At 65.6% G+C, this 21,834-nt stretch carries 22 protein-coding genes and 1 tRNA gene; 7 read left to right on the top strand and 16 right to left on the bottom strand.

Annotated elements, in window-relative coordinates; genetic code table 11:
* Nucleotides 1-15: 15 nt before the first annotated feature.
* The gene (gene kduI / locus ACODSC_RS06885; protein WP_488813457.1) at nucleotides 16-861 is read right to left on the bottom strand and encodes a 5-dehydro-4-deoxy-D-glucuronate isomerase; all 846 of its coding nucleotides are present in this window, start codon (nucleotides 859-861) and stop codon (nucleotides 16-18) included.
* A gap of 173 nt (nucleotides 862-1,034) precedes the next feature.
* Between kduI and ACODSC_RS06880 the strand changes: the two genes are divergently transcribed.
* Complete coding sequence (locus ACODSC_RS06880; RefSeq protein ID WP_135195709.1) at nucleotides 1,035-1,697, top strand: RpiB/LacA/LacB family sugar-phosphate isomerase; 663 nt, start codon at nucleotides 1,035-1,037, stop codon at nucleotides 1,695-1,697.
* Nucleotides 1,698-1,741: 44 nt separating this feature from the next.
* Here the strand turns inward: ACODSC_RS06880 and ACODSC_RS06875 are convergent, their stop codons facing one another.
* The gene (locus tag ACODSC_RS06875; RefSeq protein ID WP_488813035.1) at nucleotides 1,742-2,791 is read right to left on the bottom strand and encodes a LacI family DNA-binding transcriptional regulator; all 1,050 of its coding nucleotides are present in this window, start codon (nucleotides 2,789-2,791) and stop codon (nucleotides 1,742-1,744) included.
* A gap of 168 nt (nucleotides 2,792-2,959) precedes the next feature.
* Between ACODSC_RS06875 and ACODSC_RS06870 the strand changes: the two genes are divergently transcribed.
* From ACODSC_RS06870 to ACODSC_RS06860, 3 genes are all read left to right on the top strand, one after another.
* The gene (locus ACODSC_RS06870) at nucleotides 2,960-3,787 is read left to right on the top strand and encodes a 2-keto-4-pentenoate hydratase (RefSeq protein ID WP_488813033.1); all 828 of its coding nucleotides are present in this window, start codon (nucleotides 2,960-2,962) and stop codon (nucleotides 3,785-3,787) included.
* 87 nt (nucleotides 3,788-3,874) lie between these two features.
* A complete protein-coding gene (locus ACODSC_RS06865) occupies nucleotides 3,875-5,161 on the top strand; it encodes an MFS transporter (protein WP_488813031.1) in 1,287 nt (428 codons plus the stop codon).
* Between the two features lie 93 nt (nucleotides 5,162-5,254).
* Nucleotides 5,255-6,247: an alpha/beta hydrolase gene (locus tag ACODSC_RS06860; protein WP_488813029.1), complete on the top strand. Its 993-nt coding sequence runs from the start codon at nucleotides 5,255-5,257 to the stop codon at nucleotides 6,245-6,247.
* 263 nt (nucleotides 6,248-6,510) lie between these two features.
* On the opposite strand, the gene ACODSC_RS06855 is transcribed toward ACODSC_RS06860, so the two are convergent.
* Complete coding sequence (locus tag ACODSC_RS06855; protein ID WP_488813027.1) at nucleotides 6,511-8,064, bottom strand: carboxylesterase/lipase family protein; 1,554 nt, start codon at nucleotides 8,062-8,064, stop codon at nucleotides 6,511-6,513.
* A 343-nt stretch (nucleotides 8,065-8,407) separates the two neighbouring features.
* Between ACODSC_RS06855 and ACODSC_RS06850 the strand changes: the two genes are divergently transcribed.
* Nucleotides 8,408-11,269, top strand: coding sequence for a TonB-dependent receptor (locus tag ACODSC_RS06850; protein WP_488813025.1), 2,862 nt, complete (start codon nucleotides 8,408-8,410; stop codon nucleotides 11,267-11,269).
* Nucleotides 11,270-11,305: 36 nt separating this feature from the next.
* On the opposite strand, the gene ACODSC_RS06845 is transcribed toward ACODSC_RS06850, so the two are convergent.
* The 8 genes from ACODSC_RS06845 to ACODSC_RS06810 all read right to left on the bottom strand — a co-directional run bounded on the left by ACODSC_RS06845 (nucleotide 11,306) and on the right by ACODSC_RS06810 (nucleotide 15,811).
* Entirely contained in the window at nucleotides 11,306-11,491 is a 186-nt protein-coding gene (locus tag ACODSC_RS06845; RefSeq protein ID WP_488813023.1) for a hypothetical protein, read from the bottom strand.
* Nucleotides 11,464-11,553 (bottom strand) — tRNA-Ser (locus tag ACODSC_RS06840). Before ACODSC_RS06840 ends, ACODSC_RS06845 begins: the two co-directional genes overlap by 28 nt.
* Nucleotides 11,554-11,640: 87 nt before the next feature.
* Nucleotides 11,641-12,573 (bottom strand): NUDIX hydrolase, encoded by a 933-nt coding sequence (locus tag ACODSC_RS06835; RefSeq protein WP_488813021.1) that lies wholly within the window; start codon nucleotides 12,571-12,573, stop codon nucleotides 11,641-11,643.
* Nucleotides 12,574-12,577: 4 nt separating this feature from the next.
* Nucleotides 12,578-13,219, bottom strand: a complete 642-nt coding sequence (locus ACODSC_RS06830; RefSeq protein WP_426023021.1) for a YfbR-like 5'-deoxynucleotidase — start codon at nucleotides 13,217-13,219, stop codon at nucleotides 12,578-12,580.
* Between the two features lie 135 nt (nucleotides 13,220-13,354).
* The gene (locus ACODSC_RS06825; RefSeq protein ID WP_488813018.1) at nucleotides 13,355-14,155 is read right to left on the bottom strand and encodes a methyltransferase type 11; all 801 of its coding nucleotides are present in this window, start codon (nucleotides 14,153-14,155) and stop codon (nucleotides 13,355-13,357) included.
* Nucleotides 14,156-14,231: 76 nt separating this feature from the next.
* Nucleotides 14,232-15,092 (bottom strand): AAA family ATPase, encoded by an 861-nt coding sequence (locus ACODSC_RS06820; protein WP_488813016.1) that lies wholly within the window; start codon nucleotides 15,090-15,092, stop codon nucleotides 14,232-14,234.
* Nucleotides 15,093-15,154: 62 nt separating this feature from the next.
* Nucleotides 15,155-15,355 carry a hypothetical protein gene (locus tag ACODSC_RS06815; RefSeq protein ID WP_488813014.1) on the bottom strand — a complete coding sequence of 67 codons (201 nt, stop codon included), beginning with the start codon at nucleotides 15,353-15,355 and terminating at the stop codon, nucleotides 15,155-15,157.
* A gap of 12 nt (nucleotides 15,356-15,367) precedes the next feature.
* Entirely contained in the window at nucleotides 15,368-15,811 is a 444-nt protein-coding gene (locus ACODSC_RS06810) for a hypothetical protein (RefSeq protein WP_488813012.1), read from the bottom strand.
* Between the two features lie 157 nt (nucleotides 15,812-15,968).
* On the opposite strand from ACODSC_RS06810, the gene flbT reads away from it, so the two are divergent.
* Nucleotides 15,969-16,391, top strand: a complete 423-nt coding sequence (gene flbT, locus ACODSC_RS06805; protein WP_488813010.1) for a flagellar biosynthesis repressor FlbT — start codon at nucleotides 15,969-15,971, stop codon at nucleotides 16,389-16,391.
* Nucleotides 16,351-16,713, top strand: coding sequence for a flagellar biosynthesis regulator FlaF (gene flaF, locus ACODSC_RS06800; RefSeq protein ID WP_488813008.1), 363 nt, complete (start codon nucleotides 16,351-16,353; stop codon nucleotides 16,711-16,713). The genes flbT and flaF overlap by 41 nt, the downstream gene beginning before the upstream one ends.
* 262 nt (nucleotides 16,714-16,975) lie before the next feature.
* Here the strand turns inward: flaF and ACODSC_RS06795 are convergent, their stop codons facing one another.
* From ACODSC_RS06795 to mgtE, 5 genes are all read right to left on the bottom strand, one after another.
* Nucleotides 16,976-17,611 (bottom strand): exopolysaccharide biosynthesis protein, encoded by a 636-nt coding sequence (locus tag ACODSC_RS06795; RefSeq protein WP_488813006.1) that lies wholly within the window; start codon nucleotides 17,609-17,611, stop codon nucleotides 16,976-16,978.
* A gap of 102 nt (nucleotides 17,612-17,713) precedes the next feature.
* Nucleotides 17,714-17,902, bottom strand: coding sequence for a DUF3008 family protein (locus ACODSC_RS06790; protein ID WP_488813004.1), 189 nt, complete (start codon nucleotides 17,900-17,902; stop codon nucleotides 17,714-17,716).
* Nucleotides 17,903-17,932: 30 nt separating this feature from the next.
* Complete coding sequence (locus ACODSC_RS06785; RefSeq protein WP_488813002.1) at nucleotides 17,933-19,102, bottom strand: isovaleryl-CoA dehydrogenase; 1,170 nt, start codon at nucleotides 19,100-19,102, stop codon at nucleotides 17,933-17,935.
* A gap of 43 nt (nucleotides 19,103-19,145) precedes the next feature.
* Complete coding sequence (locus ACODSC_RS06780; protein WP_488813000.1) at nucleotides 19,146-20,330, bottom strand: lysozyme; 1,185 nt, start codon at nucleotides 20,328-20,330, stop codon at nucleotides 19,146-19,148.
* Nucleotides 20,331-20,409: 79 nt separating this feature from the next.
* Nucleotides 20,410-21,828, bottom strand: a complete 1,419-nt coding sequence (gene mgtE / locus ACODSC_RS06775; protein ID WP_488812998.1) for a magnesium transporter — start codon at nucleotides 21,826-21,828, stop codon at nucleotides 20,410-20,412.
* Nucleotides 21,829-21,834: the final 6 nt, after the last annotated feature.

The following is a 21,834-nucleotide window of genomic DNA, read 5'->3' as shown; positions in this document are numbered from 1 at the left end:
TTCCTCTTGTCCTGATTACTTCAACTGGCAGATGTCGAGTTTGTACATGTCGGTGTAGTCGAGATTCTCGCCGCCCATGCCCCAGATGAAGGTGTAGTTCGACGTGCCTGCGCCCGTATGGATCGACCACGGCGGGCAGATCACGGCCTCGCCGTCGGCGATGACGATGTGACGCGACTTGTCCGGTTCGCCCATGAAGTGGAAGACGCGGTCGTCCTCGCCGAGGCCGAAATAGAGGTAGGCTTCCGAGCGGCGGTCGTGAATATGCGGCGGCATGGTGTTCCACACCGAGCCGGGCTTGAGCACGGTCACGCCCAGCAGCAGCTGGCAGGACTTCACCTTCGCCGGCACGACATACTGGTAGATGGTCCGTTCGTTCGACGTCTCCAGCGCGCCCATTTCCAGCGGCACGGCCTCGTCGATCGAGATCTTGGTCAGGTCGTAGCGGGCGTGGGCCGGGGTGGCGACCAGATAGAATTTTGCGGGCTCGGCGGGGTTGTTCGAGGTGAAGCTGACGTCGCTCGACCCCATCGGTACATACAGGCCGTCACGGAAGCGCAGTTCGATGGTCTCGCCATCGACAGTGATCGAACCGGCGCCGCCGATGTTGACCACGCCCAGTTCACGGGCCTGAAGGAACGGCGCGCCGGCCAGGGACGGCGGCTCCGAATGGGTGGGCAGGCTCAGGGCGGTCCCGGCCGGGGTCGCGCCGCCGATGATCATGCGCTCGTGGTGGGAATAGTTCAGGCTGATCTTGCCCGGAACGAACAGGTTCTCGATCAGGTAGCGATCCCGCAGCTGCTGATTCGAGGCGCCGTCCATCATGTCGGGATGGGTGGCCTGATAGACTTTGTCATACATGGGGTCGTACATGCGGGTCTCCCTAGGAGCTCGCAGCGCGAGCCACGGTGACGGATCTTGCGTCCGTCCTTCTGTGGACTAGGTAACCGGTGTCATATTATGATGCAATGGATTAGACCATAATCGCCGACATCCGTTCGGCATCGCTTCGCCACCGTCTTGAGGATTCCCCCATGAAGATCGCTCTCATCATCGAAAACAGCCAGGCCGCCAAAAGCGAGACGGTGCATGCCGCGCTGACGGCCGTCGCCGAGCCCTTGGGCCACGAAGTCTTCCACTATGGAATGTATGCGGCCGAGGACAAGGCGTCGCTGACCTATGTGATGAACGGCGTCCTGACCGGCATCCTGCTGAACTCGGGCGCAGCCGATTTCGTCGTCACCGGCTGCGGCACGGGCACGGGCTCGATGCTGGCCGCCAACGCCATGCCGGGCGTCTTCTGCGGTCTGATCATCGACCCCACCGACGCCTTCCTGTTCGGCCAGATCAATGACGGCAACGCCATCGCCATGCCCTACGCCAAGGGCTTCGGCTGGGCGGCGGAACTGAACCTGCAGGACGTCTATCGCAAGCTGTTCGAAGGTGAGCGTGGCCTGGGCTATCCCAAGGAGCGGGCCGAGATCATGCGCAAGAACCGCGGCGTGCTCAGCGATCTGAAGGCCGTGACCTGCCACGACATGCTGACGGTGCTGAAGACGATGGACCAAGACCTGCTGAAGGCCGCCATCGCCGGTGAGCGGTTCCAGGACTACTTCTTCGCCAACGCCACCGACGAAGGCATCCGCGACTATCTGAAGGGTGTTCTCGCCGCCAAGCCCGTTCTCGAAACGGCTTAAGGCATAGAGGTCGGCGCGCGATCCCGCGCGCCGACCGACCTTTTTCAAGCCGCAGGAATCGCGGACTTGCGCACCACCAGGGCCGGGCGGACTTCCGGCTGCTGCATCTTGGCTGGATCGACGCCGCGCATCGGCGCCAGCAGCTTCTCGGCCGCCATCCGCCCCATGTCGCGGATCGGCAGGCGCACCGACGTCAGATTGGGCCAGACCCGCGCCGCCATGGGCAGGTCGTCGAAGCCCACGACCGACAGGTCGCGCGGCAGTTCCAGCCCGCGATCACGCGCCGCCTGCATCACGCCGATGGCCATGTCGTCGTTCAGGGTGAAGATGGCGGTTGGCGGTGTATCCAGCGCCAAGAGGGCGTGCCCGGCCTCGACGCCCGATTCGAACGTATAGGCGCCCGTGAAATCATAAACAGGGTCCAGCGGAATCCCACGCTCGGCCAGGGCGTCCAGGAAGCCCTTGCCCCGCACCGCCGATGACCTGAACGAGTCCGGGCCGCGCACCATCCCGATTCGCCGGTGCCCCAGGTCGGCCAGATGCGCCGCCGCCTCGGCCGCGCCGATCCAGTCGTTGGTGACCACCATGGCCTGCGGCTCGTCCAGCGCCACCGAGGCGATGCGGACATAGGGGCAGTCCAGTTCACGCAGCAGGTCGATGACCTGTTCGTCCTCCGACACCGACGGCGGCATGATGACGCCGTACAGACGCTGGCGCTCGACGAAGCCTCGAATATCTTCCAGCAGGGTGGGGGAGTTGCGGTTGCACGGGTGGACGACCAACTCCAGCCCGGACCCCTTCAGCGCGTCCAGAACGCCCTGCTGCATGTTCACGACATAGGTCGGACTGGGGTTGTCGTAGATCAGGCCGACTAGGAACGAGCGTCGGAACGCCAGCCCCCGCGCCTGGGGGTCGGGGGTGAAGCCCAGCGCCTTGATGACAGCGTTGACCCGCTCGCGCGTGTCTTCCTTCACGAACGGCGACTGGTTGATGACCCGCGAGACGGTCTTCTTCGAGACCTGGGCTTCGCGTGCGACATCGTTGATCGTGGCCCGCTTGCCCGGTTTGCCGGAGCGCGGATCGTCCTGAGCCAAGGCCGGCTCCTTCCCTGTGTCTTGACCTAAGCCATAGCCGCGAGTCGCCTCCGACGCCATGGGGCGTCGCAAAGCGCATTGACACCGGTTTCCATCGTCGCTCTTATCGAAGCTTATTCACGAGGCGATCCTGTTGATTTCGATCCTTCCCCCCGCGAGCGGCGCCCGATGAGCGCGACGCCCCTTAACGATTCCACGCCCGGGACGGCGGCTGCGGCGATCGCCGAGCAGTTTGTCCAGGCGCGTCTGGCTGCGCGCTGCACGCCCGACTATCCCGGTGCGATTCCCGAGACGATGGCCGAATCCTACGCCATCCAGGACATCGCCATCGGCCTGTTCCCCGATCAGGTCGTGGGCTGGAAGGTGGGCGGCGTGCCGCCAGAGCAGCAGCCGAAACTGGGCGTCCACCGCCTGGCCGGCGCCATCTTCGCGGGCAACGTCTGGCCGGCGCCCGGCGACACCGTCGTGCCTCTGCCCGAGATCGAGGGCGGGTTCGCCGCCGTCGAATCGGAGTTCATCGCCCGCATCGGCGCCGACGCCGATCCCGCCAAGACCGATTGGACCGTCGAAGAGGCCGCGGCCGCCGTCGACAAGGTCTTCATCGGCGTGGAACTGGCCGGCAGCCCTCTGTCCGCGATCAACGACCTCGGCTCCGCCGTCGTCGCCTCTGACTTCGGCAACAACGGCGGCCTGATGATCGGTCCCGAGGTCGAGAACTGGCGCGAGCGTCTGGACGGCATCGAGGTCGAGACCGTGATCAACGGCGCCAGCGTCGGCACGGGCGGTTCGCTGTCGCTGGCCGGCGGCGCGATGGAATCGGTGCGCTTCCTGCTGGAGCATTGCGCGCGCTGGGGCCGTCCGCTGAAGGCGGGCACGCTGGTCTCGACCGGCGCCGTCACCGGCGTTCATCGCGTCCACGCCGGCGACGAGGCCGTGTGCATCTTCAAGGGTATCGCAGAACTTCATTGCTCGGTCGTGAGGGCCGAGCCCAAGTAAAACGCAAACCGGACGCCAACCCGTCCGCCGTCAGGGCGGTCAGAGACGGGACGCGGCCAGGAAAATACAGGAACGGGCTTTACGACCATGTCAGACGCTTCCGTCGCGCCGCCGATCGAGATCAAGGCGCCGTCCCCCGGCAAATACCGCTGGGTCATCATGTGGTTGCTGTTCGCAGCCATGGTCATCAACTACGTCGATCGTCAGATGATCGGCTTCCTCAAGCCGACGCTGTCGGCCGAGTTCGGCTGGTCCGAGACCGACTATGCCGACATCGTCTTCTGGTTCCAGGCGTCCTACGCCGTGGCCTACCTGTTGTGGGGCCGGATCATGGACAAGGTCGGCGCCCGCTGGGGCCTGGGCGTCGCCTTCGGCATCTGGCAGATCGGCCATATCCTGCACGGCGCGGCGCGTGATCTGTCGCACTTCATGATGGCGCGGATGGTGCTGGGCGTCGGCGAGGCCGGCGGCTTCCCCGGCGGCATCAAGGCGGTCGCCGAGTGGTTCCCCAAGAAGGAACGCGCCCTGGCCACCGGCTTGTTCAACGCCGGCACCAACATCGGCGCCATCGTCACGCCCCTGATCGTGCCGGGCCTGGTCCTGGCCTTCGGCTGGCAGATGGCCTTCGTCATCACCGGCGCCCTGGGCCTGATCTGGCTGCCGATCTGGCTGTTGGTCTATCGCCGTCCGCGCGAGCAGAAGAACCTGTCCGCGACCGAACTGGCCTATATCGAACAGGACCCGGCCGACGTGGTCGAGAAGGTCAAGTGGACCAAGCTGCTGACGGTCAAGGAAACCTGGGCCTACGCTCTGGGCAAGTTCCTGATCGACCCGATCTGGTGGATGTTCCTGTTCTGGCTGCCCGATTTCCTGGGCAAGACCTATGGCCTGGACCTCAAGACCTTCGGCCCGCCGCTGGTGGCCATCTATCTGCTGAGCGACGTGGGTTCGGTCGGCGGCGGCTGGATGTCGTCGCGCCTGATGCACCGGGGCATGAGCGTCAACAAGGCGCGCAAGATCACCATGCTGATCTGCGCCCTGTGCGCCGTGCCCGTGGCCTTCGCCGCCATGGCCTCAAACCTTTGGGTGGCGGTGGGCATCATCGGTCTGGCGACGGCGGCTCACCAGGGCTTCTCGGCCAATCTGTATGCTCTGCCGGGCGACGTCTTCCCGCGCTCGGCCGTGGGTTCGGTCGTCGGCATCGGCGGCATGCTGGGCGCCATCGGCGGCATGGCCATGGCCAAATACGCCGGCTACGTCCTGGACCAGATCGGCACCTATACGCCCATCTTCGTCGTCGCCGCCTCCGCCTATCTGATCGCGCTGCTGGTCATCCACCTGCTGTCGCCGAGATACGCCCAGGCCAAGGTCTGACGACGCGGGGGCTGCACCCCTGACGTCCTCCAGGATTGCGGCCGGGCGAGCGATCGCCCGGCCGTTGTCTTTTTCACCATGCGAGATCTGACGATGGATATGGAACGCAGGACGCTTCTGGGCTTGGCGGCGGGGGCCGGCATGGCGATGGGCGCTCACGGTGCGCGTGCGCAGACGCTGGCGGACGCGGGCCGCGCGGGGCCGTCCGACCCGACCGAGATCATCCATCTGTGGCCTGACGGCGCGCCGGGCGGGGAGGGGGTGACGGTGACTCCGATCGTGCCCGAACGCTCGACCGATCCCGCCTTCCACGACCGCTACGCCCAATATACGACCGATCCCATCCTGACCGTCTTCCGGCCCGCGCGTCCGAACGGTTCGGCCATGCTGCTGATCCCCGGCGGCGGCTATCGCTGGGCGGTGCTGGACAAGGAAGGCTATGACGTCGCCCGCGTCTTCGCCGCCAGCGGCACGACCTGTTTCGTCCTGCGCTATCGCCTGCCGGCCGACGGCTGGGCCGCAGGGGCCGACGCCCCGTTGCAGGACGCCCAGCGCGCCATCCGCCTGATCCGCAGCCGCGCCGCCGACTATGGCGTGAACCCGCAAAGGATCGCGGTCCTGGGCGCCTCGGCCGGCGGACATCTGGCGGGCCTGGCCAGCGCGCGCACGGATGCGACCTACCCTGCCGTCGACGCCGCCGACGCCGCGTCCCTTCGCCCGGATCTGACGGTGTTGATGTATCCCGTCGCGACCATGGCGGACCCCCACGTCCACGCCGGATCGCGCACCTATCTGCTGGGCGAAACACCGTCGCCGGAACGCCTCAAGGCCTATTCGCTGGAGCAGATGAATTGGCGCGGCGCCGCGCCTGTCTTTCTGCTGCACGCCATCGACGATGCCTCCGTGCCGGTCGAGAACAGCCTGCAACTCCTCGGCGCGTTGAAGGCCGCCGCCGTTCCGACCGAGGCCCACCTGTTCCAGGAAGGTGGTCATGGGTTCGGCATTCGCCTGATCCAGGGACGACCCGCCCAGGTCTGGCCGGATCTGGTGCGCGCCTGGGCCGCGCGTCTGGACTTCGCCCTGTAGCGGCGAGTCTAACTTCGCAGCACGGAGTGCAACGGCGCACCCCGTGCCGCAAGCCGGCGATCAAGCGACGTCACAACGCATCGTCTCGCGCCAGCCATCCTATTTCCGCCGCCACGGCCTTTGAAAGGTAAGGCGTTTTCGGCCCCGATCGACAATCGACCTAACACGCCTCCCAGCAGGGTTATAATCCTTGGTCGTCAGAGGCGGGGGATCAGGAAGTTGCACGCGTTAGACTCGTTTTTCGACGTGCAGTGCAAGTCCGCCTATGTCCCCGGCTGAATGTAGGGGATGGCCGAGAAGAAGGCCCGCTCGTCGCCGCGTGGATCGTCTGCCATGCGCGGCTGCACGTCCATCAGCATGGTCTGGCGGCGCGGCAGTTCGTAGCGATCCCAGCGCGGCAGCCCCGCATGGTTCGGGTCGCCGTCGCGCGCCAGGGCGATGAAGGCGTCGCTCATCCGGTCCGCCATCTCTTGCGCTCCCGGCCCCCGCGTCCTCGACCCCTCCGCCTCGACATTGTCGAACACCAGGGGGATGTCGGCGGTGTGGAACGCCCCCTTGCGGCCCGACGCGATCTCGCCGGGGAAGTCGAGCTGATAGACCCAGGCCGGCGCCCCGGCCTTGGCCCGTTCCTCCGCCTCGATCACCGCGCCGCGCCAGGATCGTCCCGCCGTCGTGGCGGCGATCAGCACCTGGTCGGGCGACCAGTCGGGATGCATCGCCCGATAGCCGGCGATGATCGCCTCGGGCGTGATGTCGATCCGCATGACGCCGGGCGTCAATCGGGCCGGCAGGGTGTCCCACGTCAGGCCGGTATTCTTGGGATCATTGCCCATGAAGCCCAGCGTCTCTTCGCGGGTGTTGCCGATGATCATCGGAATCAACCGGCCCAGCGGCGCGGCGTCAGGATAGAAGGGGTGGCGGGGCAGGGTGCGGAAATCCAGCACCGGCCCGAAATACAGGCCCCCGAACCCCAGGATCGGATCTTCGGTCCTCTGGGCCTCCAGCAGCCGCTCCACCGGCAGGGTCGCCGCCTCGGCCGCTCCATCCGGCTTCAGACCCAGCGCGGCCAGCCATGCTGAGGCTCGTGTCGTGGCGTTGATCGGGCCGGACGCCGTCACCTGCTGGCCGCTCATGGTCGCGGCCCGATGGAACAGGCCCTGCGCCGCCGGGGTCGCCATCAGGGTGGCGATCTTGGCGCCCCCGCCCGACTGGCCGAACAGCATGACCCGATCCGGATCACCGCCGAAGGCCGCGATATTGTCCCTCACCCACTGCAGGGCCAGGATCAGGTCCAGCTGACCGACGTTGCCCGAATCCTCGAACCCCGGCGCCAGCCGCGCCAGATAGGCGTAGCCGAAGACGTTCAGCCGATGGTTCAGCGTCACCACCACCACGTCGCCGCGGGTCGCCAGCCGCGTCCCGTCATACAGCGGATCCGACCCGGATCCACTCGAATAGGCGCCCCCGTGAATATAGACCATGACCGGCCGCCGCCCCGCGTCGGCTCCCGGCGTCCAGACGTTCAGGAACAGACAGTCCTCGCTCTGGTTCGCCTCATCTCCCCGCTGCGGACTGGCGGCGCCATAGGCCACGGCGCGGACGGGGTCTCGCCACGGGGCTGGCTTTTGGGGCGGCTGGAACCTGCGGGTCGGCGCGCCGTAGCGCAGGCCTTTGAACACGCTGATTCCATCGTGTTTAGCCCCGACGACAGGTCCAGCCGCCGTGTGGACTGCAGGGGGCCGCGAATCGGCGCGTGCCGAAACGGGCAGGGTGATGGCGGCCATGCCGGCGGCGAGCGCTGCGCGTCGCGTGATCATCGCGGAGCTCCGCAGAACGAATGACGCGTCGAATCTTCCCTGCCCAACTTCGTGGCGCCCATCTCGTTGTTGTCCTGCGGCATTTCGTTCTCCCTCGCCGGCGTCTGACACGCCTGATCATCTTTCAGCCCGTCTCAATCCTTGCCGTATCCGGAGATTACAAATTTGAGATCGGGCCGGTCACGTTGTTGCCACACGCGAGCAACTGTGCCTAAAACACATATGACACCGGTAGCAGCGACTTGGCAAACAAGCGTTGACACCGGTGTCGCCCGCCAGCAGCGGGCGGCTTGAACGAGGACATTTCGATCCTCGAAACGCCAGACCTGGGAGGAGACAAAAAATGACTCAACGCCACAAATTCGCGCGCCACACGCTGGTCGCCACCGCTTCGCTGGGCGCTCTCGCCCTGGCCATGATGGCGCATGACGCCGCCGCACAGACGGCCGACGCTGCCGCCGCGCCGCAGGACGACAACGCCACCGAAGTCGGCGAGATCGTCGTCACAGGGTTTCGCGCCAGCCTGGCCAACGCCCTGAACATCAAGCGTAATGAAGCCGGCGTCGTCGACGCCATTTCGGCCGAGGACATCGCCGACTTCCCCGACACCAATCTTGCGGAATCCATCCAGCGCATTCCCGGCGTCTCCATCGACCGGGATGCGGGCGAGGGGCGTTCCATCACGGTGCGCGGCCTGAGCTCGGAGTTCACCCGCACCCGTATCAACGGCATCGAGGCCCAGGCGACCACCAGCGCCACCGACTCCTCGGGCGGCGTGAACCGCGGCCGTGGCTTCGACTTCAACGTCTTCGCTTCCGAGTTGTTCAACAACATCACGGTCCGCAAGACCGCCTCGGCCGAAGTCGAGGAAGGCTCGCTGGGCGCAACCGTCGATCTGAAGACCAGCCGTCCCTTCGACAAGCCGGGCTTCCAGGGCGCGATCTCGGGTCAGTACGGCTACAACGACTTGTCCGAAAACTGGGACCCGCGCTTCGCCGGCCTGATCTCCAACACCTGGGCCGACGGCCAACTCGGCGCCCTGTTCTCCATCGCCTACAGCGAAAAGGAGAGCTTGGAAGAAGGCTTCAGCTCGGTGCGGTGGGGTCCGGCCAGCGGCGACAGCGGCTTCCTGAATACGGGTGTTCTGCCCAATCCGACGGGCACCTATCACCCCCGCATCCCGCGCTATGGTCGGTTGGAGCACGGGCAAAAGCGCCTCGGCGCCACCCTGTCCTTCCAGGCGCGTCCGGACAACGGACCGACCCTGTTCACCTTCGACGCCCTCTACTCGAAGCTGGACTCGACCCGCAGCGAGAACTTCCTGCAGGCCTGGTCGCTTAGCCGCAATGCGACGCAAGGCGGCAAGCCCGAGGTGGAAATCGTCGATTATGAGATCGACCCCAACACTGGCGAGATGATCTACGCCGAGCTCAACAACATGGACATCCGCAGCGAACAACGCTTCGATATCCTGGAGACGGAGTTCACCCAGCTGACGTTCGGCGTCGAGCACGAGTTCTCGGACAAGTTCCGCTTCAACGGCCTGGTCGGCCGCGCAGACTCCCAGTTCGGCAATCCGACGCAGGTCAGCGCCATCATCGATCGCCAGAATGTCGATGGCTACACCATTGATTTCCGCAACAACCGGAACCTGCCGCTGATCGGCTACGGCTTCGACGTCACCGATCCGGCGCAATGGTCCATCGTCGGTCCGGCCGGCGCCCAGCCGCGTTCTGAACTCCGTTCCAGCTCCAACTTCCAGGACAATGTCTATTCGACCGCCGAGGCGAACTTCGTCTACGATCTGAACGATTGGCTGACCCTGAAGGCCGGCGCCAGCTGGAAGAAGTTCGAATCCAGCAGCCGAAGCTTCGCGCGTCTCAACAACGGCGCGCCGGACCTGCCGGCCGGCGTCAGCCTGGCCGACGTCACCAATATGCTGGAGGACTTCGGCAACAACCTGGACCTGCCAGAAGGCTCGGCGACGTCCTGGGTCCGTCCGGATCTCGGCGCGCTCGACGGTGTCTGGAACTACAGCTGCAACTGCGACACTGGCGTCCCCGGCGGCGACTTCCGCCTGTTGGGCCTCAACGAGAATACGTCGACGTTCGGCGGTTGGCGTAATGTGTCCGAGGAAGACACCGGCGCCTATGTCCAGGCCGACTGGAACACGACGATCGGCTCCATGCCCTTCCGCGGCAACGTCGGCGTCCGTCAGGTCAAGACGGAGGTCAATGCCCTAGGGTATTCCAACGTGGGCGGCGTAGCGACGCCGACGACAGGCGAGAACGAATACGAAGACACCCTGCCTTCGCTGAACGTGTCGCTGGAGCCGTTCGAGGACCTGATCGTCCGGTTTGGCGCAGCCAAGGTCATGGCTCGCCCGCCGGTCGGCAGCCTGATCCCTGTGTTCGGTCTCAGCGCCTTCGACGCTGCCAACCGCACGGCGTCCCTCGGCAATGTGGATTTGGATCCGTATCGCGCCAAGACCTACGACCTTTCGGTCGAATACTATTTCGCGCCTGAGGCCCTGCTGTCCTTCGCCTACTTCTACAAGGACATCTCGACCTATGTGCAAACGACGCAGCAGACGCTCACCTACGGCGAGCTGACGGCCCTCAACCCCATCGCCTTCCCCGCAGCGGCGAACCGTCCGGTGGGAGACGAATATCTGTTCAGCACCCCCACCAACACGCCAGGCGGGCCCCTGAAGGGCTTCGAGATCAGCTATCAGCAGACCTTCACCTTCCTGCCGGGCCTGTTCGCGAACCTCGGGACGCAGCTGAACTACACCCACGTCGAATCGGAAATCGACTACTGCACGAACTCGTCCTGCGCCGTGTTCGTCACCGAGGATCTGGTCAACCTGTCGCCAAACGCGTGGAACGCCACGCTTTACTATGACGACGGCAAGTTCAATGCGCGGGTGTCGGCGGCCTATCGCGACGCCTACTACCAGTCCGTGCCTGGCTCGAACGGCGGCTCGAACGGCATCCCTTATCAGGGCAAGACCGAGACGACGACGATCGACGCCTCGGCCTCGTACAACCTCACCGAAAACCTCAGTGTGACGCTGGAGGGGCTGAACCTCACGGACGAAGAGAATCGCCAGAACCACGGCGATCTCGACGGGCCGCGCGACAGCACCTACGTCTATCACCACACCGGTCGGCAGGTGTTCGTCGGGGCGCGCTACCGGTTCTGAGGCGCACGGATGGGCCGCGGCGGCGGCCCATTATCTTCAGATCAGAAAAACAGGATGGGCGGTCGAAAGGCCGCCCGTTTCCGCGTCTGGAACGCCGTCGGCGCCAGCTGCGTGGTTCAGCGCCATCGGTACGGCGCTGGCAAGATTTTTTATTGATCTTCTAAAGTTCGAACCATCAGGAACGAACAGGACGATGGCGGAGAGGGTGGGATTCGAACCCACGGTACCCTTCCAGGCACGCCGCATTTCGAGTGCGGTACATTCGACCACTCTGCCACCTCTCCGCGGCGCCGATATCGCTTGGTCGAGCGAGGGGCTTCTCTAATCGGAGCGGCAGCGCTCTGCAAGCCGTCTGTGAAAGAAATCAGACGCTATCTTTGGGCGGGCAGGGACAGGCCCGGGGCGGAGCCGGTTTGGGCGTCCACGCCCTTGAATCGAAACAGTTCGGCGGGGCGGCCACCGGTGGTCGAGGACAGCTGTCCGGTGGGTTCGACCAGGCCCGTGCGCTCCACCCCGCGACGGAAGTTCTGCTTGTGCAGGCTGAGGCCCGAGACGGCCTCGGCGCCGGCCTGGAGCTCGGACAGGGTGAAGACGCCGGGCGTCAGGTCGAACAGGACGGGGCGGTATTTCAGCTTGCTGCGCAGGCGGCCCAATGCGGTCGCCAGGATGCGTCGGTGATCCGAGGTCATGATGCGGCCGGGCATCGGCTGGGGCGGGGGCTGAGCGGCGTCGCGCCAGGCCTCGGCGACCAGACGGGCCTCATACAGAAGTTCGTAGCGTTCCAGCACCCGCTCCTCGTTCCAGCGGTGTTCGGGGGTCAGGGCGAACAGGGCGCGGGCGCGGGCTAGGCGGTGCTCGTCGTCGGCCGCCCAGGCGATCAGGCCGTCGGTCAGGGCGGCGACGTGGGGCCCGCGACGGTCCTCCCAGGGGAAGAAGTCGAAGACGGCGTCCCAGCGGGCGTCGTGGGTCTGGCCCTCCGCAGCGTCGGGGGTCAGGGCAAGATAGCCGACGGAAACCTCGCGGTGGCGGCCGGGGCCCGGCGTGGCGCGGGGCGAGGCGCGGCCTGCGTCGCCGAAGGTGTAGAGCTGTTCGACGAACCCCAGGTGGAAGCCGGTCTGGGCCGTCACGAAGTCGCGCAGGGCGCGCTCGAACGTGCGGTCGCGCAAGGGATCGAATGGGCCAAAGGGCAGGGCGCGGGCCCCATCCTCGGCCGGGGTGGTCAGGACGACGGCCTGGCGCGCCTTCAGGGTCATGACGACCGCCGAAAGGCCGATGCGAACGCCGTCCTCCGCCCCCTGGGTCATGGCGTTATTCCGTGTGCCAGGCGTCGTCGGCGGGGATCAGGCCGACCGCACCGGCCAGCACGCGATAGCGCTCCAGATAGCGGGCCTGGGCGACCGGGGCGGGCTGGGGCTCGATGATCAGGCTGTAACCCTCGGGCGGGCTGCCGAAGAAGCCGAGCGATTCCTTTTCGGTGAAGCCGGCCAACTGCGTCGCCTCGAAGAAGGCGCAGGCCTTGTCGGCCTTCTTGATCAGGGTCTTTATAGTCTGGGGCGTCTTGGGCGGCAGGCCGTAGCGTAGGTGGATGGCGGCCTCCAGCCGGGCCTCGAAATCCTTGTACCCCGAACCTAGGGCAGCCTTGAACGGCGAGATCATGTCGCCGATGACATATTCGGAGGCGTCGTGCAGCAGGGCGGCCAGGCGCCATTTGGGGTCCAGGCCCGGCTTGATGTGGGCGGCGATCTCTTCGACGACGCACGAGTGCTGAGCGACCGAGAAGGCGTGTTCGCCGATGGTCTGTCCGTTCCAGCGCGCCACGCGCGCCAGGCCGTGGGCGATGTCCTCGATCTCGATGTCGAAGGGCGAGGGATCGAGCAGGTCCAGGCGGCGGCCCGACAGCATCCGCTGCCATGCACGAGGGGCGTTCTTCTTGGGTGTGCGCTCGGCCAAGGGGCGTGTCCTGATCGCTTACGGGTTGGTCAGGTGACGCAAAGAGACGCCGGGATCAAGCCGCAGGGGACATGTGGCGTCAATGCGTGCGGGAAAACCAACCCTGGGAGAGGCAAGCCGGAGACCTGTGCGGCGTCATTTGCCGACGTTCAGCGTCACCAGTTCCTTGGCGTCGTTGAAGACGTCCTTGTCCTGACGGTCCTTGGAACGGACGACGGCGATGACGATCGGCCCTCCGTCGGGGCCGCGCGCCTCGAACCCAACCTGTCGCCAGCCCGCCAGGGACGGTTGATCGTCGACGAGGATGTAGGTCATGCGGGTCGCCGCGCCGGGCGCCCGGGTCCGGACCCGCGCCGAGTCGCCGTTGGAATCGACGCTGACGTTGGTGGTTTCCGTGCGGACGTTCTCGCCGTCCTTGGACTGGATGTTGATGCCGCCGATGCGAACGCTGGCGTTGTCGCCCCGCGTTTCGATCCGCAGGCCGGGCAGGTGTACCGAGGCGTCGTCGCCCCGGGCCTGGATGTTGACGCCTAGCGCCTCGATCGAGGCGGTGTCGGTCCCGCTCTCCAAGGGCACGACCGGAGGGGCGTCAGGGCCGGGGGCCAGCCGGGCGCTCGTTTGGGGCAGGTCCGTGCTGACTCGCTGTTCGAACTCGCGCAGAACCTCGTCGGCGGAGCGCCCGTCAAGCTGGACCAGGTAGAGCACCGCTTCGGCGCCTTTCGGCCCGCCGTAGACGCAGTTGGTTCCGCCGGTGGCGGCCACGCCCTTGCGGGTCAGGACGCCGACGCTGTCGGGACATTGCAGGGCGTCGACCACCTTCAGGACGCCCTGGCCCTGACTGTCGCTGGACGTCGTGGTGGTGATCCGCACCGAGTTTTCGCCGTCACAGGCGGAGACGCCGGCGGCAAGGGCCAAGGCAAGCAGAATGTGACGCATGGGCGAACCTCTCAAGGGCTCCATTCTGCGCGTCGGCGGCGGCGGCGCCAGTGAAATCGCGGTAATCACCGCCGACTCACCCGCCCGGACGCGAGCCTTCGCGGCGGTTCAGAAAGGCCAGGCGTTCGAACAGATGCACGTCCTGCTCGTTCTTCAGCAAGGCGCCGTGCAGGGGCGGGATCAGCTTGTTCGGCGTCTTTTCGCGCAGGGTCTCGGCGTCGATGTCCTCGACCAGCAACAGCTTCAGCCAGTCCAGCAGTTCCGACGTCGACGGCTTCTTCTTCAAGCCTGGCGTGTCGCGGATCTCGTAGAAGGTCTTCAGGGCCTCGGCGACGAGACGCGGCTTTATGCCGGGGAAGTGGACATCGACGATGGCCGACAGGGTCTCGGCGTCCGGGAAGCGGATGAAGTGGAAGAAGCAGCGACGCAGGAAGGCGTCAGGAAGTTCCTTCTCGTTGTTGGAGGTGATGATGACGATGGGGCGGACCTCGGCCCGGATCGTTTCGTCGGTTTCCTGGACATAAAACTCCATCCGGTCGAGCTCCTGCAGGAGGTCGTTCGGGAACTCGATGTCGGCCTTGTCGATCTCGTCGATCAGCAGGACGGGGCGGGCAGGGGCGGTGAAGGCCTCCCACAGCTTGCCCTTCTTCAGATAGTTGCGGACGTCGTGGACTCGTTCCTCGCCCAGTTGGCTGTCGCGCAGGCGGCTGACGGCGTCATATTCGTAAAGGCCGCTATGAGCCTTGGTGGTGGATTTGACGTGCCAGGTGATCAACGGGGCGTCGAAGGCCTTGGCGATCTCATAGGCCAGGACGGTCTTGCCGGTTCCGGGCTCGCCCTTGATCAGCAGCGGACGTTCCAGCGCGACGGCGGCGTTGACCGCCACCTTCAGGTCGCTGGTGGCGATGTAGCGATCGGTGCCTTCGAAACGGCTCATAGAAAAACCCACTCCGTGTTTCCAGGGAGTGGGTAGCGGATCGCAATCTTCCTGAACAGCGATCAGGTGATGTGTTTGGCCGAGACCGGATCGCTAGCGGGGAAGGTCTCTTCCAGCCCTTCATCGACAAGGGCTTCCTGGCGGCTCTCGTTCTTGTCGACCTCGTCCAACTGATCCGGCTTGTTGGCCTCAGCGTCGCCCGTCACGCGCTTGGCGTAAGGCGTATCGGCGGATTCGTGATTGCGTGTCTTGGCGTCTTCCATATCGATTTCTCCTTATCGAGCCGGGTGATCCTGATCGCCGTCCGGGCCGTAGCCGAGATCGTCGATGTCATCGTCGGAAAGCCGTTTGGCTTCCCAATGCGCTGCGCTGGCCTGGGCGCCGCGCTCATTTTCCATCAGGCCGGCGTAGACCAGTTCGACCTCATCGGGACCCGAAGCCGTGTCGCCGTCTGAATCGGACTGGTTGCGGGTTTCGCCATCGACGCCAAGCAGGGCGTCCGCCTCGCGTTCGATGCCGTCCAAGGCCAGCTGGTCGTCCAGATCGACTTCTGCGTCGGGATCGAAGTCCTCTTCGTCGGCGTCGCCGTCGGCCTGGGTCACATCGAGAACCTGGTCCGCCTCGTCCAGAAGCAGATCGCCGTCGCCTTCGTCGTCCAGATGGGTTTCGTCGAAGGTTTCCGACTGTTCCTGATCGTCCTGATAATCGTTGTCCGGCATGGCGCTCTCCTCTGCAGGGAGCAAACGCGGCGGCGACGATACGCGTTCCAGCGGACGGTGCGGACAAGGGATGGTTAACCCATCGCCCGGTAAGGTCCGCCTTAACAGGGCCGGTCCAGAGACGATCGGCTCGACCCTATTGGGAGTTCGGTCCTCCATGGCCCTGAAGCTGTCGCTCAAACCCGGCGAGAAGTTCGTCCTGAACGGCGCCGTGGTCCAGAACGGCGACCGACGCGGCGTGCTGATCCTTCAGAACCGCGCCAGCGTGCTTCGCGAGAAGGACATCATGCAGGCCGAGGACGTCACCACGCCCGGCCGGCGCATCTATTTCCCGATCATGATGATGTATCTGGACGAGACGTCGGCATCGAAGTTCTATGACGAACTGGCGCTGCGGATCACCGAGTTCATGGGGGCGACGCAGAATCCGGATATTTTGGCCGAATGCGTATCGGCCTCGCGTCACGTGCTGGCGCGCGAATACTACAAAGCCCTGATGTCGGCGCGTAAGATTGTCGAATACGAAGAGAGAGTGCTGAATGTCGCTTCAGGCGTACACAGCGGCGACGGCGAGAGCTGAAACCCCGCGCGACCTGGAATACCGACTGTTCGGTCAGGTCACGCGCGCATTGGTTCACGCATCGACGGTAGACGCCTCCGATCTGGCCACTCGCATCGATGCGTTGGACTGGAACCGGCGGCTTTGGTCGACCTTGGCCACCGACTGCAGCGACTCCGGCAATGCGCTGGCCAGCCCCGTTCGCGCGCAGATCATTTCCCTGAGCCTGTTCGTCAACCGCCATTCGTCGGCGGTGATGCGCGGCGAGGAAACCTTCCAGGATCTGATCGATATCAACCGCATGATGATGCAGGGCCTGGCGAGCCAACAGCAGGCCGCCTGACGCAGACTTCACAAAAACGAGAAGCCTCTTGGCGCAAGGCGTTGAGGGGTCTTATCTTTCACTTCCCTGTTCAACAGTCGAAAGGAGGTGATCCAGTGTCTCATTGTCATCAATCGCGAGCGGCGGCCGCGACCCTGGTCCTCGGAGAGGTCCGGGCCTGATCCTTTCAGGCTGAGTTGCGGCTGGACCGTTTGCGGTCAGGCAATGAAGGGTCGCTGCGGAAACGCGGCGGCCCTTTTTGTATGGAAAGGTCGGCTCGCCGTCAGTGGAAGGCCTGGGCCAGCCAACTGGCGGCGTGATGGGCCACCTCGATCACGGTGCGCCAGATCAGGAAGAGATACAGGCCGCAGCCGCCAGTCGCGAGCGCGCCCAGCAGGATAGCGACGCCGTCCCTCTGCATCATGCCCAAGGCGAAGAAGACCAGGGCGATGCCGGGCAGGGCGTCTCCGAACGGAATAGGCAAGGCCATGACCAGAGCCAGGACCACGCAGATCAGCCCCGTGACGGTGTCGGCGACTTCGCCGGTCAGGAACGGGAGCCGCGGGCGGGTCAGGTTCTCGACGTAGCGGACCGCCTTCATGATCCGCGATACGCCGGCCCGATAGGCGGGGCGACTGATCGAGGCGCGCAGGGCCCAGCGGGGCAGCCAGATGGAGTCGCGCTGGAACGCCAGCTCAAGCGACATCAATATGATCGGTACGGCGAAGACAGCCTTGCCGCCGGGCGGCCAGGGCAGCAGGGCCAGCATCGACAGGATCAGGATCATTGCGCCGAAGCCGCGTTCACCAACGGCGGCAACCAACTCCTCAAGCTTCAGCTTGGGATCATCGCTTTCGCCAAGCGACTCGATGACGTCAGAGAACAGTCTCAGGTCTTTCTGACTGTCGGGTGCGGGCATCGGGTGAGGGGCTCGGCTGGGGGTTCGAGCCATGTAGGCGCGCAACGGTTTCCCCGCCACTTACAGAACGGCAACAGACCGGAATAATCGCACGAAAAGCCACTATTTCTTCGCGACGTGTTCGGGCTTTTCCTTGCGCTTGGTTTCGGCGAAGTCTTCCAACTGCTTCTCAGTCATGGACTCGGCCATAGACTTGGATGCGCCCTTCAGCTTGGATTTGGGCGTGTCGCCGCGCTTGGCCGACAGGGCGGCGCCGGCGGCCTTTTGCTGGGCTGCGGATTTGGCGGGCATGGGATGTCTCCTTCCGCCCTGAAGAAGTCGTCAGCTTCCCAGCAGTTCCCGGCCGATCAGGAAGCGCCGAATCTCGTTGGTGCCCGCGCCGATGTCGTAAAGTTTGGCGTCGCGGACCAGCCGCTCGACGGGCCATTCCTTGGTGTAGCCGGCGCCGCCCAGGGCCTGGACAGCCTCCAGGGTGACCTTCACGGCGTTCTCGCTGGCCAGCAGGATGGCGCCCGCCGCATCGTAACGTGTGGTCAGGCCGGCGTCGCAGGCGCGCGCGACGGCGTATACATAGGCGCGGGCGCTGTTCAGGGCGACGTACATGTCCGCCACCTTGCCCTGCATCAGTTGGAACGAGCCGATGGGTTTGCCGAACTGCTTGCGGTCGCGGATGTAGGGCAGAACGACGTCCAGCGCGGCCTGCATGATGCCGAGGGGACCGGCCGACAGGACGGCGCGCTCATAATCCAGACCGCTCATCAGCACGCCCGCGCCGCCGCCCAGCGGACCCATGATGTTGTCTTCGGGAACTTCGCAGTCCTCGAACACCAGTTCGGCGGTGTCCGAACCGCGCATGCCCATCTTGTCCAGCTTCTTGGAGACGCTGAAGCCTTTCATGCCCTTTTCAATCAGGAAGGCTGTGCATCCCTTTGATCCGGCGTCGGGATCGGTCTTGGCGTAGACCACCAGGGTGTCGGCGTGGGGCGCGTTGGTGATCCAGAACTTGGTCCCGTTCAGGACATAGCGGTCGCCCTTCTTGTCGGCGCGGGTGCGCATGGACATGACGTCCGAACCCGAGCCGGCCTCCGACATCGCCAGGGCGCCGACGTGTTCGCCGCTGATCAGTTTGGGCAGATACTTCTGCTTCTGCTCGGGCGTGCCCCAGCGACGGATCTGGTTGACGCAAAGATTGGAGTGGGCCCCGTAGGCCAAACCGATCGAGGCCGAGGCGCGCGACACTTCTTCCATCGCAACGACGTGTTCGAGATAGCCCAGGCCCAGGCCGCCGAACTCTTCCTCGACGGTGATTCCGTGAAGACCCAGTTCGCCCATTTCAGGCCACAGCTCGCGCCGGAAGGCGTTCTGCTCGTCGATCTCGGCCGCAAGGGGGGCCAGGCGGTCGGCGGCCCAGCGGGCGGTCGTGTCGCGGATGGCGTCGGCGTTTTCGCCGAGACCGAATTCCATGGATTGGGGCGCGAAGGGAATGCTCATGCCCTAGGGCCTAGCATCGCGCACGGCCATTCGCCAAGCGATCTCAGACGCGGTCAGCCCGTCCCCAGCGACGGTAGAGGTTGTAGCCCGACACCCCGATGCAGGCTGCGGCGATCAGCAGCAGCACCCAGGCGACGGTCGCCGTATCGTCGCTGTTCGACACCGAGGCCCGACGGAAGGCCGCCATGGCCACGCCCAGAGACAGCATCCCCAAGGCGCCCATGACCCAGAAGGTGATCGTCTCGCCCCGGCGGGCGCGCTTCGCCCGCAAGACGACCTCGCGCACGTTCAGCGTCTGATCGCCCGTAGCCGGATCGGGCTCGAAGGTCGGTTGCGATTGCGCCTCGACGGCGGCGGGTTCGGGTTCCGACAGGCCGGGCGCCGTCAGGACGACGCTGGTCTTTTCGGCGGGCGCGAAACCCGGCGTCGCGGCGACGGCGGGCTGCGCTTCGACAGGAGCTTGAAGATCATTGGCGGCGACGAGGGGCGCGCTGGTCGAAACGGCCGTCTCTTTGGTCTGGTCGATGAGCGGCGTCAGGTCGGGAACGACGCCGAGGGTCGTTACAGCGTAGGGCGAATAGAGACGGGCCGAGGCCTGGACCGCGGCAGGCGGAACCGCGACGGGTTCGGCGACCGGCTCCGGCGTGGCGTCGTCCTGAGCGGGGAAGGGGGCGACCGTTTCGTCCAGCGCGCCGTCCACGGCGGCAAGGGTCGGTTGCGGCGTCTCGAAAGGAGACGGCAGCGGCGCAGCCAGCAGGTCGGCCAGGGTGACGGGCGCGCCGGGCGCCGCATTGAACAGGGCGTGTTCGGCCGAACGTCGGCGTGTGGGCCGTTCGGCTGCGCCTTCGTCGGCCCATTCGCTGAGGGAGGCTGCGGCGTGGTGCGCGGCGCCGGCGTTGAGCTGTTCGACCACGTCAGAGGCTGCGAACCGGTCCGCGCCGATTGAGAAGGCGAAACTGGCCAGGGCGTCGAACTGGTGCTGGTTCAGCGGGGCGCGGACCTGTTCGGTCACGGCCTTCACGACGGGGATCAGGTCGTATTGCATCAGCAATTCGGCGTCCGCCTCAGACACCGTCAGGCCCTCGCGCGCGGACAGGGTGTGGCCGTAGCCGATGACCCACTGGCCGTCGCTGCGCTGTCTGGCCCGAGGGCGGAAGCCTTCGAAGCTCTTGATCAGCAGGACGCCCTCGCGGGAGACTCTGGTCGGTTTGGGGAGGACGTCAGACACAGTTGACCCAATTGGAAACAGGCGCGCGGCGCTCGCACGGTCATCAGCAAGGGCCGCGCCGGATCGGCGTGGATGATGTCTAGAGCAGCACCAGTGTGGCCAGACCAAGGAAGATCAGGAAGCCGAAGAAGTCGGTGGTCGCCGTGACGAACACGGCGGACGACACGGCCGGGTCGAACTTCAGCTTGGACAGGGTCAGGGGCGTCAGAACGCCGATGCTCGCGGCGATCAGCAGGTTCAGGATCATGGCGGCGCCGATCACCAGACCGATCTTCCAGTCTTCGTCGCGGAACCAGAAACCGGCGGCGATGCCGATCAGGGGCGCCAGGATCATTCCGTTGGCCAGGCCGACCATCATCTCGCGCCAGAAGGTGCGAGGGGCGTTCGAGCTGTTCAGTTCGCGGGTCGCCAGCGCGCGCACGGTCACGGTCAGCGCCTGGGTGCCCGCATTGCCGCCGATGGCGGAAACGATAGGCATCAGGACGGCCAGGGCGACGATCTGCTGGATCGTGCCTTCGAACAGGCCGATGACGCTGGCGCCCAGGGCCGCCGTCGCCAGGTTGATGGCCAGCCAGGGCACGCGACCGCGCACGATCTCGGACACGGACGAGCCGCGGTCCTCGTCGGAAACACCGGCCAGACGCAGGATATCCTCGCGGTTCTCTTCCTGAATGATGTTGACGATGTCATCGACGGTGATCTGGCCCACCAGCCGGCCGGCCGCGTCCACGACGGGCGCCGAGATCAGGTGGTATTTCTCGAAGATGTAGGCGACCTCTTCCTGATCCTGGCCGACGTCGATCACATTGATCGGTTCCATCAGATCAGACAGGGCGGCGGTGCGCGGCGCGCGCAGCAGGCCGCTGATGGGCACGCCGCCGACGGGCCGGTTGACCGGATCGACCACATAGATGTCGAAGAACAGCTCGGGCAGGTCGTCGCCCTGTTTGCGGATGTGGTCGATGGTGTCGCCCACGCTCCAGAACTGGGGCGCGGCCATCACCTCGCGCTGCATAAGGCGGCCGGCGGACTCCTCGTCGTAGCCCAGGCTGTTTTCGATCGCGGCGCGGTCGACGTCGGGCATGGCGGCTAGGACGCGTTCGCGCTGGTCGTCCTCCAGGTCCTCGACCACGGCGGCGGCGTCGTCGGAATCCAGTTCCTGAAGGGCCTCCGCCAGGGTGCCGTGCGGCACCCGCTCCAGCACCTCTTCTCGGATGCCGTCGTCCAGCTCGGGCAGGGTCTCGGCCAGCAGTTCCGGCGGCAGCCACAGCACCACGACGGCGCGGTGTTCGGCCGTCAGGAAGCCCATCAGGTCGGCGACGTCGGCCGGGTGCAGGTCTTCCAGCAGCGAGCGCAGTCGCATCCCGTCGCCGTCGTCGGCGGCGTCCACGACTTTCTCGACGAATTGAGGGGTGAGGACGTAGTCCTCGTCCAGGGCGGCGTGGTCTTCGTTATCAGGCGCTTCGGCTGGAGCGAAGGCGGAGTCCGTGGTGTTCACGTGGTC

It is taken from the genome of Brevundimonas sp. FG128 (assembly GCF_057809775.1).
The sequence above is the reverse complement of the archived record's forward strand: the minus strand, read 5'-3'. Positions and strand labels throughout refer to the sequence as shown.